Consider the following 12622-nt stretch of genomic DNA (forward strand, 5'->3'; position numbering starts at 1 on the left):
AAAATCCTTCATGCTGCGCAGCCCCCAAGCCTTGGCGGCGAACCCGCAAGCAACAGGCTGCCCGGAACGGTCACGGTTTTTTTGTCTGGTTTGCATCTTCAAACCGCTGGTCTACGACTACTGTATGGCTTCAGCGTGTGCCAGGGTCGCTTCACTATCCAGTGGATAAATGGGGCGAGACAGATGCCGGAACGGGAAAATGTCATAGTCCGAACTACATACGCCCGGGCCAGCAATCAGGACGATATGTTTTGCGTCTTGTTCAAATCCCGCTCTGAAATGCTGGCGCGATTTAATCAACACATATTTCTTGCTGAAAGGGTCAATGCCGGCGTGGGTAAATACGCCCACATCGTACGGTTCTTGGGGCTTTTCCGATACAAATATAGTCACGCCATTGCTCTGCAGAACCACGGTGCGGCCCAGGCTGAGCCACATCCCGGTAAACATGGGGCCGGTAATCTGAAAATTGCCATCTGTAATATTGACGATTTTGCCGGTAATCCGAAGCGGCTGACCTTTGAGTTCGAGTTCGGGCATGTCCGTTTTGCCGCCCAAATCAATCGTTACTGTTTCCCCAATTCCCGACTTGATGAGCGTATCCACAGCCTGCGGATCCCAGATCGGTCCGGCAACCACATCTGTCAGTTCCTGTTTCATGACTTCTTCCAGAACGGCCATGACATCTGTGACGCCGCCCGCACCACAGTTGTCGCCATGATCGACAAGAATGACCGGGCCTTCTTCCAGCTGCTTTGCCTTGGCAATGGATGTTGACAGGGGCTCTACGTCATAGACAAAATCCTGTTTCCTGGACCATGCCATATCGCACAATTCATCGAGCAACAGCTGCGCCTGAGCAGTTTTGTTTTTCTCCGCGACGATCACCACTGATAGGCCTACATGGGGGATATCGGCCAGCGGGAATCCACCGAAAACGGAAGCATTTAGCACTACGCCATCAGCCTCGGCCTGCATGGCCTTGTCCATGATGTCTTTCATGGGTTGACCGGACGGCGTTTGCTTGAGCATGTGCGTTAGCATCGGCAGACGGCGCCACAGAATGGTGGTTTCCAATTGCTCAGACAGGATTCTTTTGAGCGTGCGTCCTGCTCTTTCCCCAGTCTCATAGATGTCTACATGAGGATAGGTGCAGTAACCCGTAATCACAGTTGCATTACGAATGAGCGCCTCACTGAAGTTCGCATGAAAGTCTAGGGCAACAACGACCGGTACCTGTTCAGGGACCACCTGCCTGATGCGGCGCAGTAATTCACCTTCGGCATCGGGGTAACCTTCAGCCACCATGGCACCGTGCAGATCCAGCAATACGGCATCACAGCCTTGTTTTACAGTAGCAATTACGGTATCGGCGATATGTTCAAACGCTGCTTTCTGAACGGTGCCGCTGGGTACCGAGTTGGCAAGGATGGAGAAGGCCACTTCGGCATCGAGTGAGGCGGCCAGATCCAGATAGGCCGCTGCTGCGCTATTTGTGTTCTCACACAATTGTCTTGCAGGCTCGCCATAAGCGGGGCCATCCGTTTTTGTTCCGCGACAGAACGAATGCAATTGTGTCTGGATAGGTGAAAAAGTATTTGTCTCGTGTCGGACCAATGCTACGACCACTTTCATGCTGTTACCCTGTTTACTTGAGGTTATTACTGTTTTTCCAGGCCGGAGGCTTCAACCAGTTTCTTGTATCGCTGGGTTTCTTCAAGAATGAACTTGCGGCTTTCAGCCGGCGGCGTCAATACGGCCTCATAGGCAAACAGATTCAATGCGTCTGTAAAATCCTTGTCATCTTCTCCCTTTTTCAGCGCCTGATACAGCTTGTCGAGTACCTCTGGCGGCGTGCTGTTTTTGACCACGACTGAAAGATTCGCTTTGACGGTCAGCGCTTTGGGATCGTCATAGGATTGTGTCTGAATGGAAGGGATTTTCTTCAACGGTTGCGACTGCAGAACGGCCAGCGGCTTGACTTTGCCACCTTCGTAATAGGACATGGAAGAGCCCGCGACATCAATATGAGCCGTGGTGACGCCGCCAATCAGATCGGAGACGGCCGGTGGTGAGCCGCGGTATGGAATGATTTCGAAATCAAGCTTGTTTTCTTTTTTCCATTTATCCAGCGCCAGGTAAGCCGAGCCGCCAATGGTGTTCACGCTGATGGAAGCCTTGTTCGGATTTTCAATAATGAACTTTTTCAGGTCTTCCATTGAATTGAACGGACTGTCTTTGTTTACGATAAGCCAGTGGGCGTAGGTATTGAGCACCGTAACGCTGGTGAAATCCTTGTCACCGTCATAGCGTGGTTCCTTCAATAGAAAGTTATTGATATTCAATGTGTTGTCACTGGCTACAAACAATGTGTAACCGTCGGCCTTGTCCTTCAGGACCGATAGCGCCGCCGGAATTGTGCCGCCGCCCGCAATATTTTCTACGACAGCGTTGTTACCCAGGTTTTCAGAAAGCTTCTTGGCAACCAGGCGACCAAGAATGTCGGCCGAGCCGCCGGCCGGATAGGGAACGACGACGCGAAATGGTTTGGCATTGGGCCAGTCTGAATCGGCAGCATAGGCCGGCGAACTGGTGAGTGCTGCCAGGGATACCGATGCGTATAGCAGGGATTTGAGCAATCTCATTTTGTCTCCGTTTGTGGAACGAATTATTTAATAAACTGGAATTTATAGTTTAAATTCAGTATTTAGATATGTCTAATATATAATTTATCTAATATTTATTTATTTTATATATGGTTATCATGGATGAGCATCAGCTGCGCTGCTTTGTGACGGTAGTGGAAACCGGCAACCTGTCGAAGGCGGCCAGGTTTTTGAATATGACTCAACCGCCGCTGAGCATATTGATTCAAAAGCTGGAGCAGTCTCTGGACGTCACGCTGTTTAACCGGCAGAAGAACCGGCTTGTATTGAGTGAGCCCGGCAGGCTTTTTTATATCAGGGCCAAAGATATCCTGGCCTCCTTCAAGACCCTGCGGCACGACGTAAAGAATAACGCCGCCGGCACAGAAGGCAATGTATCCATCGGTTGCTCGACGGCGGCGAGTCTTTTTATTCTGCCACTGGTGATGCAGCGTATCCAGCAGGAAAAACTCAATATCACGGTGAATGTCCGGGAAGGAGCAAGCTCCTATATTTTGAATTGCCTGCGTGGTAATGAGCTTGATGTAGGAATTATCAGGACCCGTTTTCAATCAGAAGATCTGGTGATGCGTACCCTGATTACGGAACCGCTGATGCTCACGGTTGCTCAAGATCATCCTTTGGCAACCAGGCAGGACGTGACACTTTTGGATCTGGCGCAGGAGAAATTCCTTCTACATTCCAGCACCGACAGCAATGGCATACGCGAGCATATTCTGGAAGCTTGCAGCACAGCGGGCTTTAATCCAAAAATTATTTATTCCGGAAACGAGACATTGCCCATGCTGATGATGATTGAACGCGGCATTGGCATTGGCTTTGCGCCAAAAATGTTTGAAAAAATATTTACCGGACGCCGTGTGAAGTTCATTGAGTTGCTGCAGCCACGGTTGACCAGCCAATTGAACCTGGTAACGGTAAAGTCGCGTGCGGAGTCAGCTGTCACAACGCGTTTTTTGAAGATTGTGGCGGATGTGTTGGCAGTGTAGAAATACGGGCACTGTTCGAACGGCACAGTGCGATATCAGGAACCCAGGACTGTTTCAATTCATTATCAAATCACATTCCTGATTTCCCTTGCCGTGTCCTGCAGCAGCGGCAGAATATGCTGAATCAAATATTTCTTTGTGGTCTTGGCTGTCGGCGAGACGATATTAATCGCAGCAACGACTTTTGCCTGTTGTCCATAAATGGGCACCGCCAGGGCATGCACTCCCAATTCGTGCTCTTCGCAGGAATAACACCAATCCTGCTCCTTGATAGTGTGCAACAATTTCAAGAAAGCGGCGTTGTCCTTCAGGGTAAATTTGGTGATTCGTTGCAGCGGGTAATGTTCCAGCCACTGCCGTTGTTCATCCGGATTCAGATGGGCCAGCAAGGTTTTTCCGGCAGACGTTGCATGGGCGGGCAGGCGGTTGCCCAGGGTCAGGCCATAGGGATTGACCCGGTCTTCTTGCTGCGAGGCGGCACTTCGCGCAATGGTGATGGCTTCATAGCCATCGAGCACCATGACCGAATAGATTAACGAAGTTCGGTTGGTGAGTAGATTCAGCAGCGGTTGCGAGACTTTGGGCAGCGTAGCGCCGCCGATATAAGAGCCCGAGAATCGCAACACTTTTGGGGTCAGGTAAAAGTAGTGCCCGTCAGACTCCAGGTATCCCAAATATTCCAGTGTCAGTAAATGACGGCGTGCGGCCGCGCGCGTCATACCTGTTTTTTCCGCCGCCATTGAAATGTTCAGACGATGGCGCTCTGACCCGAAACTGTCCAGCAGTGCCATGCCTTTGCTGATGCCCGCGACAAAATCTTCGTGTCGAATGATCTTTTTATTTTGAGGATTCTCGATGAGCCGGCTCTTGCGATCGGCCGTTTCATTTGGATTAGTCAGTTTGCTCTCTCTCTTAGGGTATGCCCTAGATTTGTTCGATAATAATATATTTTGTTCGATTATCGAACATTAACTGAGAAAAACGACTGGAAATTCAACCCGAAAATATAAAAAATGAGAGGGTACATAAATTAAATGAAACTGATCGGCTAGTTCACCAATACTTGGTTGCGCTGTACTTGAACACGAGGCGCATTGCTCGAGGTCAGGGCTGAATCAGTTACTCAACACATTGGAGACATGTGATGATTGATAAAACCGCCGTATCACTGGCGGAGGTGCTTTCGCAGATCCGCGACGGCGCTGCCATTATGATCGGCGGCTTCGGGGCCGCCGGGCAGCCAGCCGAATTGATGGGTGGTCTGATTGATCTGGACTGCGCATCATTGACGCCACGCGCGCTTACAGGAGCGTAGTCATGAGTCGCTTATACGCCAGCCTGTTTTACCAGAAAGAAGTGACCGATATTTTCAGCGACAGCTCGCTGTTGCAGTATCTGATGGCGACTGAAGTGGCACTTGCAAAAGCGCAGGCATCAGTGGGTGTGATTCCGCAGGCGGCCGCGCAACACATCGAGAGAATCTGCACGACGCAAGGCTTTGAAAAACTGGATATGGATGCACTGGCATCCGCCAGTGGACTGGCAGGCAATATTGCTATTCCGTTTGTGAAACAGTTGACCGCCCTTGTCAGGGAAAGTGATGAGGAAGCCTCGCGGTATGTCCATTGGGGCGCAACCAGCCAGGATATCCTGGATACCGCCTGTATTTTGCAATGTCGTGATGCCTTGGATATTATCCAGGCACAGCTCGAGCAGGCCTATGCTACGGCTCTTGCACAGGCAAAGGCCTATCGCCATCAGGTGATGATGGGACGCACCTGGCTGCAACAGGCTTTACCCATTACCTTTGGTCATAAACTCGCACGCTGGGCGTCGGTATTCAAACGTGATTTGACCCGAATCGAAAACATGAGGGCACGAGCGCTGACGGCGCAACTGGGTGGTGCCGTGGGTTCGCTGGCGTCATTAAATGATCAGGGCTCTGCTGTGGTCACCGCTTTTGCCAAGCAGTTGAATCTGACTGCGCCAATATGTACCTGGCATGGGGAACGTGATCGCATGGTCGAAATGGCTGGTGTATTGGGACTGGTCGTGGGTAACCTGGGGAAAATGGCGCGTGACTGGTCACTGATGATGCAGACCGAGGTTGCGGAGATGGCTGAGCCATCGGGAAAAGGGCGGGGCGGCTCTTCAACCATGCCGCACAAGCGCAACCCGGTCGGGGCCGCCGCTGTTCTGGCAGCGGCAAACCGGGTGCCTGTTCTGATGTCCAGCCTATACCAAAGCATGGTTCAGGAGCACGAGCGCAGCCTGGGTGGCTGGCATGCCGAATGGCTTTCACTGCCGGAAATTTTCCAATTATGTTCGGGGGCGCTGGAGCGCACGCTGGATATGCTGCAGGGAATGCAGGTGAGCCCTGAACGAATGCAGCGTAATCTTGAAAGCACAAACGGGCTGGTGATGGCCGAGGCGGTCATGATGGCGTTGGCACCCGTCTTGGGGCGTCTGAATGCCCATCATTTGGTTGAGTCTGCCTGTAAAAAAGCCGTTGCCGAACAGCGCCATCTGAAAGAGGTCATCATCGAACTGGATGAAGTCAAACATCATTTCACCAGTGAGCAAATAGATGCCATGTTCAGGCCGGAATCATATATTGGCAATATTCAGGATCAGATAGACGCGGTGTTGGACGAAGCCGACGGGCAAATTGAATAATGACTATTTCAATTGAAATCTACCCAGGGAAAGGCCCGTCTGTACAACTGAGCGCGCCCGCCATCCTGCTTGCCAATTCCCTGGATACGAGACTGTCGCATGTCTGCGGTCATAGCAGCTCATTATTCCAATATCGGACGGTCCTGGGGTCTTTGCCAGCGAACTAGAACGCTTTACCGAGGCTGTCAAATAAACACATCGGCAGTAGATAAGCAATTTCAAATGTTTTTACAAAGGAGGAGTCATGCCGTTACCGGGTAATGTGATTCAAAATTCGAGTATTGATGCACAGACGCTGATTAACGATGCTCCGCTGAGCAGATATCAGTGGTTAATTGCCATCATCTGTTTTCTCATTGTTTTTGTTGATGGGATCGACACTGCAGCAATGGGCTTTATTGCTCCGGCCCTGGCCCAGGATTGGGGGGTGGATCGCTCGCAATTGGGCCCGGTCATGAGCGCCGCACTGGGTGGAATGATTTTCGGCGCATTGCTCTCGGGTCCTGCAGCTGACCGTTTCGGGCGCAAGGTGGTACTGATTTTGTCCATGCTGGTATTTGGCGGCTTCAGCCTGGCTTCGGCCTATGCCGGCAACCTGGACACACTTGTAATACTGCGCTTTTTGACCGGTATTGGTCTTGGGGCCGCCATGCCCAATGCGACAACGCTATTTTCAGAGTACTGTCCTGACCGTATCCGCTCGTTGCTGGTCACTTGCATGTTCTGTGGGTACAACCTTGGCATGGCCACAGGTGGGTTCATCAGTGGCTGGATGATTCCCGCGTATGGCTGGCATAGTCTGTTCCTGCTGGGAGGATGGGCACCATTGGCTCTGACAGTGCTTGTCATCTTTGTCCTGCCGGAGTCCTACCGATTTTTGATCGTCAGAGGGGGGGATACTGAAAAGGTGCGGCGCATTCTGAGTCATATTGCCCCTGAGCGCGTTCAAGGGGTAACTCATTTCCACGTACCCGAAGAAAAGACACAAGGAGCAAGTAAAAATTCGCTGGCCATGCTGTTTTCGGTCAAGTACGCCAAGGGGACATTACTGCTTTGGTTAACCTATTTCATGGGATTGGTTGTTATTTATCTGCTGACCAGTTGGTTACCGACGTTGATGCGTGAAACAGGTGCCTCCATGGAGCGTGCAGCATTTATCGGTGGCCTGTTTCAATTCGGCGGTGTCGTCAGCGCCCTGTTTGTAGGCTGGGCGATGGACCGGTTTAATCCTCACCGTGTAATTGCCGGCTTCTACTTCGTAGCCGGTGTGTTTGCCTTCACCGTCGGGCAAAGCCTGGGCAATCCAACCCTGCTGGCGGTCCTGATCCTGTGCGCCGGCATCGCCATCAATGGTGCGCAATCTGCCATGCCAGCATTGAGCGCCCGGTTCTATCAGACACAGTGTCGCGCAACCGGAGTTGCGTGGATGTCCGGCATTGGCAGGTTTGGTGCGGTCTTTGGTGCATGGATTGGTGCAGTATTGCTGGGGAATAACTGGACCTTTACGGACATTCTGAACATGTTGCTGATACCTGCAACAGCGGCCGCTGCAGCCGTCTTTTTGAAATCACTTGTTTCACATACCGATGCACCATGACCCGCACGGCGCGGCAGGCATGGCGAAGTCGCGCCGGTGTAGATCACAGAATCAACGGATTGGATTCCGTATTTAAAAGGAGAGAAATATGGCTCAAATTATTCAGGGCGCGTATGCCCAGCGCAATACCGACGATCACCCCCCGGCGTATACGCCAGGTTACAAAACCAGTGTATTACGTTCACCCAAAAATGCATTGATTTCCATTGCGCAAACGCTGACAGAAGTGACCGCACCTCACTTCAGAGAAGATCAGTTCGGTCCGAAAGATAATGATCTGATTTTGAATTGCGCAAAAGATGGCCTGCCGATTGGCGAACGAATCATTATTCATGGTTATGTCCGTGATCAGTTTGGCCATCCTGTAAAAAATGCACTGCTTGAAGTGTGGCAGGCAAATGCTTCTGGCCGCTATCGACATCCCAACGACCAGTATATAGGCACGCTTGATCCGAACTTTGGCGGGTGTGGCCGTATGCTGACCGATGAAAACGGATTCTATGTTTTTCGAACAATCAAACCAGGCCCCTACCCATGGCGCAATCGGATCAATGAGTGGCGTCCTGCACATATTCACTTTTCACTGATCGCCGATGGCTGGGCACAGCGACTGATTTCGCAGCTGTATTTCGAAGGCGACACGCTGATTGATTCGTGCCCGATTCTCAAAACTGTGCCGTCCGATGAACAACGCCGAGCCTTGATTGCGCTTGAAGATAAAAGTAATTTTATCGAGGCTGATAGCCGTTGCTACCGTTTCGACATTCATTTACGGGGACGTAGGGCCACGTATTTCGAAAACGATTTGACTTGATAAAGGATGAAAGCAGTATGAATAATCGGATTTTTACACAGTTGCACGAGACGCCGTCACAGACGGGTGGCCCTTATGTACATATTGGCTTGCTGCCAAAACAGGCCAATATTGATGTCTTCAAGTACAACTTTGATAACCAACTGGTGACTGATAAAACTCAGGGCCAGCGCATCCGGCTTGAAGGCCAGGTGTTTGACGGGCTGGGAATTCCTGTGCGCGACGTGTTGATAGAAATATGGCAGGCCGATGCCAACGGTGTCTACCCAAGCAAAGCCGATACTCAGGGCAAAAAAGCCGATGGGGCATTTTTGGGCTGGGGCCGTACCGGTGCCGATTTCGATACCGGGTTCTGGCATTTCGATACGATCAAACCAGGAGCCGTACCCGGACGCAAGGGCTCGACACAGGCTCCCCATATTGCGCTGGCCCTGTTCGCCCGTGGCATTAATATTGGTTTGCACACGCGTGTTTATTTTGATGATGAAGCCGAAGCGAACGCCAACGATCCCATTCTGAACAGTATTGAATGGGTAAAGCGTCGTGAGACGCTAATTGCCAGACGTCAAGAGCGCGACGACCAGGTGGTATATCGTTTTGATATCCATATTCAGGGTGACGACGAAACGGTGTTCTTCGATATCTGATACGCAGGGCTGTGTCATGCACAGCCCTTTGGTTACACAGAGGACATCAGTTACAAGCATAAGATCAGGTCGATGTAACCGGACAGTTTCTGAATACGGTACGGCCCAATTGATACTTTTTCATGGAGAATGAGGTGACCAGATCAGCTTTTTTATACGCAATAGCAGCGGGACTGGCTTTCTCGGGCGTAGCTGTTGCCGGTACGTATACAGTGGATCGCTATGACGATGACGCAGGTAAAGGCTCACTGCGTTGGGCAATCGAACAGGTCAATGCCAGTTCCGACGAGCAAAACGACATTCTGATCCAGGCGGTGGGCAACGCCCCTTATGTCATCAAGCTCAATAGCGCGCTGCCTGTCATCAAGTCGTCTGTGAGCCTGATCGGCACGCAATGGGCAAGAACCGGCGAATATATCGCCATAGATGGGTCCAATTACATTAAAGGCGAAGGTGCTAAGGCGTGCCCGGGTGCAGATCCAAAGCAGTATGGAACGAACGTGCGCACCATGAGCCTTCCCGGCCTGGTGCTGCAAGATGTGAATAATGTGACGATAAAAGGGCTGGATGTACGCCGATTTTGCATTGGCGTATTGATCAACCGTTCCAGCAACAATCTGATCCAACACAACCGCCTGAGTCACAATTACGGCGGGGCGGGCATCATGATTACCGGGGATGACGGCAAGGGTAATCCGACCGCGACAACCACTAATAACAATAAGGTGTTGAATAATGTCTTTCAGGACAACGGCGACGGTCTGGAGTTGACCCGAGGCGCCGCCTTTAACCTGATTGCCAATAACCATTTTGTATCCACAGTGGCCAATCCGGAGCCATCGCAGGGCATTGAGATTCTGTGGGGCAATGACAATACTGTCGTTGGGAATAAATTCGAGAACTACTCTGATGGACTGCAGATAAACTGGGGAAAACGTAATTACATTGCATATAACGAATTGGTCAATAACTCGATTGGGTTCAATCTGACCGGCGACGGCAATATTTTTGACAGTAATAAAGTCCATGCCAATCGTATTGGCGTGGCTATTCGGTCTGAAAAGGACGCCAATGCGCATACGACGCTGACCAGAAATCAGATATGGAATAACGGCAAGGATATCAAAAGATGCGAGGCGGGAGGCTCCTGCGTGCCGGATCAACGCCTGGGGGTGATTGTGTTTGGCGTTCCGGCGCTGGAACATGATGGCTTTGTCGGCTCGCGTGGTGGTGGCGTGATGATCGAACCGGCAAAGTTGCAAAAAACCTGCAAAGTCCCAGAGGAACAGGGATGCAACGCATCTCCGAATCAGGGTATCGTCGCGCCGGTTCTGACAGCGAAAAACGGCAAAATTACGGTTGAAATAAAAGGAGCAAGGAGCCAGCGCTATCAGGTTGAATTTTTTGGTAATCGTGACCGAAAGTCCAATGAGGCAGAACGATATCTGGGTTCCGTAGTCACCCATTCCGACGAGCAAGGGATCGCGAGGTTGATATGGGAACCCGAAGCGAGGGTCGATGGCTCAATCACAGCTACTGTGACGGATCTCAATGGAGCAACTTCTGAGTTGAGTCGTCCTGTGCTGGTCAATTGACCCGAGGCCTTGAGCTTATCTTGCCCGGACTGGTAAGTTTGTCAAACGGGGAGGGCATCATCGTCTCCGATAATCCAGATTTTTGGCTGAGCCAGGACACGAGTCAGAAAGGACTCCTTTGCGGCAATTCTTTTTGCAAATTCAGCCTGTGTCAGAATCGTTGGATTGACGGGGCGGCCGATTGCGTGGCTGGCCTCTTCAAGCGCGGCGTAGGCCTCACCATAGCTGATTGAGTCTGAAAGCAGCATGAGATCGACATCGCTGGTCGCCGTGTCCGTTTTCTTGGCTATTGAGCCATAAATAAACGCTGCTGTAATGTGCGGCGCCAGCGGCGCGAGTGCGTTGCGAATGGGTTCGGCCACCCCGATGGTTTTTTGTACGATGGCGCGCAGCTCGCCAAAAATGGGTGAGTGCTGGTTTGCCTGATAGTGTTTCTGATTACCTCGGCGTGTTGCAGTGACCAGCCCGCTGTCAGCCAGCGTAGCCAATTCGCGCTGTACGGCACCGGAGCCGCTGCTGGCTAGACCAATGATTTCATTGGCATAAAAGCTACGGTCTGGCTGGCCAAACAGGATTCGCAGCACCTGTTGCTTGGTGCTGGAAAACAATGCATTCGCCAGACTGACTGACGGTTGAGAAGATGATGTTGAAATACCCATATTGGGCATTATTATACCCAATATGGGTATCTTTGAAAAGCACTAATATCTCGACAGACAATTGTCAGTCGCCCGTCATTTTATCCAGCTCCCCGATCGCCTCTTCCGAAAGAACAAGCTGGCCTGCGGCGAGATTTTCCTGTAAGTGCGCGATCGATGAGGTGCCTGGAATAAGCAGGATATTGGGCGATCGTTGTAGCAACCAGGCAAGCGCCACCTGCATGGGCGTCGCATTCAGACGTGCTGCTACGTCAGATAGCGTAGCCGACTGCAAAGGGGAGAATCCGCCCAGTGGGAAGTAGGGAACATAGGCAATATTGGCCTGAGCCAGCTCGTCAACGAGCGTGTCGTCGTCGCGATGCGCCAGATTGTAGTGATTCTGTACGCACACGATGTCGCATATCCTGCGTCCTTCGGCGATCTGGGTTGGTGTCACATTGCTCAGGCCGATGTGGCGCACCAGACCTTGTTGCTGCAATTCGGCCAGGGCCGTCAACGGCGCCTCGATTGAACCCTCGGCCGCGCTGTGGGGTGAGATCATGCAACGAAAGTTGACCACATCTAGCACATTCAAACCGAGATTGCGCAGATTGTCATGAACGGCCTGCGTGAGGGCTTCGCGCGATATGGCCGGATTCCATGAGGCATCGTCGCCACGAACGGCGCCGATTTTGGTCACAATCACCAGATCGTCCTGATAGGGGAACAATGCCTCGCGAATAAGCTGATTGGTGATGTGCGGGCCATAGAAGTCACTGGTGTCTATATGATTGACACCGCTTGCCACGGCGTGTTGCAACACGCCGATGGCTGCCTGGTGATCCTTGGGCGGCCCGAATACGCCGGGCCCGGCCAGTTGCATGGCGCCATAGCCAAGCCGGTTTATTGTGAGCTCGCCCAATGAGTATGTGTTTGATTGTTCGGGGAAAGTCATGTGGTTCCTTGGATGACAGTTAGCATAATCGATGCCGATATGTCA

At 51.6% G+C, this 12622-nt stretch carries 12 protein-coding genes; 7 read left to right on the top strand and 5 right to left on the bottom strand.

Features of this window, described 5'->3' with window-relative positions; genetic code table 11:
• Positions 1-117: 117 nt before the first annotated feature.
• Both EV681_RS14050 and EV681_RS14055 read right to left on the bottom strand, forming a co-directional pair.
• Entirely contained in the window at positions 118-1635 is a 1518-nt protein-coding gene (locus EV681_RS14050; RefSeq protein ID WP_128392883.1) for a M81 family metallopeptidase, read from the bottom strand.
• Positions 1636-1661: 26 nt separating this feature from the next.
• Positions 1662-2645, bottom strand: a complete 984-nt coding sequence (locus EV681_RS14055; RefSeq protein WP_128392882.1) for a Bug family tripartite tricarboxylate transporter substrate binding protein — start codon at positions 2643-2645, stop codon at positions 1662-1664.
• A 119-nt stretch (positions 2646-2764) separates the two neighbouring features.
• Between EV681_RS14055 and EV681_RS14060 the strand changes: the two genes are divergently transcribed.
• Positions 2765-3655, top strand: coding sequence for a LysR family transcriptional regulator (locus tag EV681_RS14060; protein WP_165393055.1), 891 nt, complete (start codon positions 2765-2767; stop codon positions 3653-3655).
• 65 nt (positions 3656-3720) lie between these two features.
• On the opposite strand, the gene pcaU is transcribed toward EV681_RS14060, so the two are convergent.
• On the bottom strand, positions 3721-4512 hold the full coding sequence (gene pcaU / locus EV681_RS14065; RefSeq protein ID WP_423191213.1) for an IclR family transcriptional regulator PcaU: 792 nt from the start codon (positions 4510-4512) through the stop codon (positions 3721-3723).
• Between the two features lie 287 nt (positions 4513-4799).
• Here pcaU and EV681_RS14070 point away from each other — a divergent pair, with 287 nt between their 5' ends.
• The 6 genes from EV681_RS14070 to EV681_RS14095 all read left to right on the top strand — a co-directional run bounded on the left by EV681_RS14070 (position 4800) and on the right by EV681_RS14095 (position 10984).
• Positions 4800-4970: a CoA-transferase gene (locus EV681_RS14070; protein WP_128392879.1), complete on the top strand. Its 171-nt coding sequence runs from the start codon at positions 4800-4802 to the stop codon at positions 4968-4970.
• Positions 4971-4972: 2 nt separating this feature from the next.
• Positions 4973-6331, top strand: coding sequence for a 3-carboxy-cis,cis-muconate cycloisomerase (locus EV681_RS14075; RefSeq protein WP_130304321.1), 1359 nt, complete (start codon positions 4973-4975; stop codon positions 6329-6331).
• Between the two features lie 244 nt (positions 6332-6575).
• On the top strand, positions 6576-7928 hold the full coding sequence (gene pcaK / locus EV681_RS14080; protein ID WP_128392877.1) for a 4-hydroxybenzoate transporter PcaK: 1353 nt from the start codon (positions 6576-6578) through the stop codon (positions 7926-7928).
• An 88-nt stretch (positions 7929-8016) separates the two neighbouring features.
• Entirely contained in the window at positions 8017-8742 is a 726-nt protein-coding gene (gene pcaH, locus EV681_RS14085; protein WP_130304322.1) for a protocatechuate 3,4-dioxygenase subunit beta, read from the top strand.
• Between the two features lie 17 nt (positions 8743-8759).
• Positions 8760-9389 (top strand): protocatechuate 3,4-dioxygenase subunit alpha, encoded by a 630-nt coding sequence (gene pcaG, locus EV681_RS14090; RefSeq protein WP_128392875.1) that lies wholly within the window; start codon positions 8760-8762, stop codon positions 9387-9389.
• Positions 9390-9523: 134 nt separating this feature from the next.
• Positions 9524-10984: a NosD domain-containing protein gene (locus tag EV681_RS14095; protein ID WP_207227073.1), complete on the top strand. Its 1461-nt coding sequence runs from the start codon at positions 9524-9526 to the stop codon at positions 10982-10984.
• Positions 10985-11025: 41 nt separating this feature from the next.
• Here the strand turns inward: EV681_RS14095 and EV681_RS14100 are convergent, their stop codons facing one another.
• Positions 11026-11592 (bottom strand): nucleotidyltransferase domain-containing protein, encoded by a 567-nt coding sequence (locus EV681_RS14100; RefSeq protein ID WP_341273441.1) that lies wholly within the window; start codon positions 11590-11592, stop codon positions 11026-11028.
• A gap of 115 nt (positions 11593-11707) precedes the next feature.
• Positions 11708-12577 (bottom strand): aldo/keto reductase family oxidoreductase, encoded by an 870-nt coding sequence (locus EV681_RS14105; protein WP_130304324.1) that lies wholly within the window; start codon positions 12575-12577, stop codon positions 11708-11710.
• Positions 12578-12622: the final 45 nt, after the last annotated feature.

Origin of the sequence: Advenella incenata, assembly GCF_004217095.1 — a bacterium.
Lineage (GTDB): Bacteria > Pseudomonadota > Gammaproteobacteria > Burkholderiales > Burkholderiaceae_B > Advenella > Advenella incenata.

Coding starts and splice junctions, on each gene's coding strand:
- EV681_RS14050 (WP_128392883.1), bottom strand. CDS start 1,635: ATGAAAGTGGTCGTAGCATTGGTCCGACACGAGACAAATACTTTTTCA.
- EV681_RS14070 (WP_128392879.1), top strand. CDS start 4,800: ATGATTGATAAAACCGCCGTATCACTGGCGGAGGTGCTTTCGCAGATC.
- EV681_RS14075 (WP_130304321.1), top strand. CDS start 4,973: ATGAGTCGCTTATACGCCAGCCTGTTTTACCAGAAAGAAGTGACCGAT.
- pcaK (WP_128392877.1), top strand. CDS start 6,576: ATGCCGTTACCGGGTAATGTGATTCAAAATTCGAGTATTGATGCACAG.
- pcaH (WP_130304322.1), top strand. CDS start 8,017: ATGGCTCAAATTATTCAGGGCGCGTATGCCCAGCGCAATACCGACGAT.
- EV681_RS14105 (WP_130304324.1), bottom strand. CDS start 12,577: ATGACTTTCCCCGAACAATCAAACACATACTCATTGGGCGAGCTCACA.
- EV681_RS14055 (WP_128392882.1), bottom strand. CDS start 2,645: ATGAGATTGCTCAAATCCCTGCTATACGCATCGGTATCCCTGGCAGCA.
- EV681_RS14060 (WP_165393055.1), top strand. CDS start 2,765: ATGGATGAGCATCAGCTGCGCTGCTTTGTGACGGTAGTGGAAACCGGC.
- pcaG (WP_128392875.1), top strand. CDS start 8,760: ATGAATAATCGGATTTTTACACAGTTGCACGAGACGCCGTCACAGACG.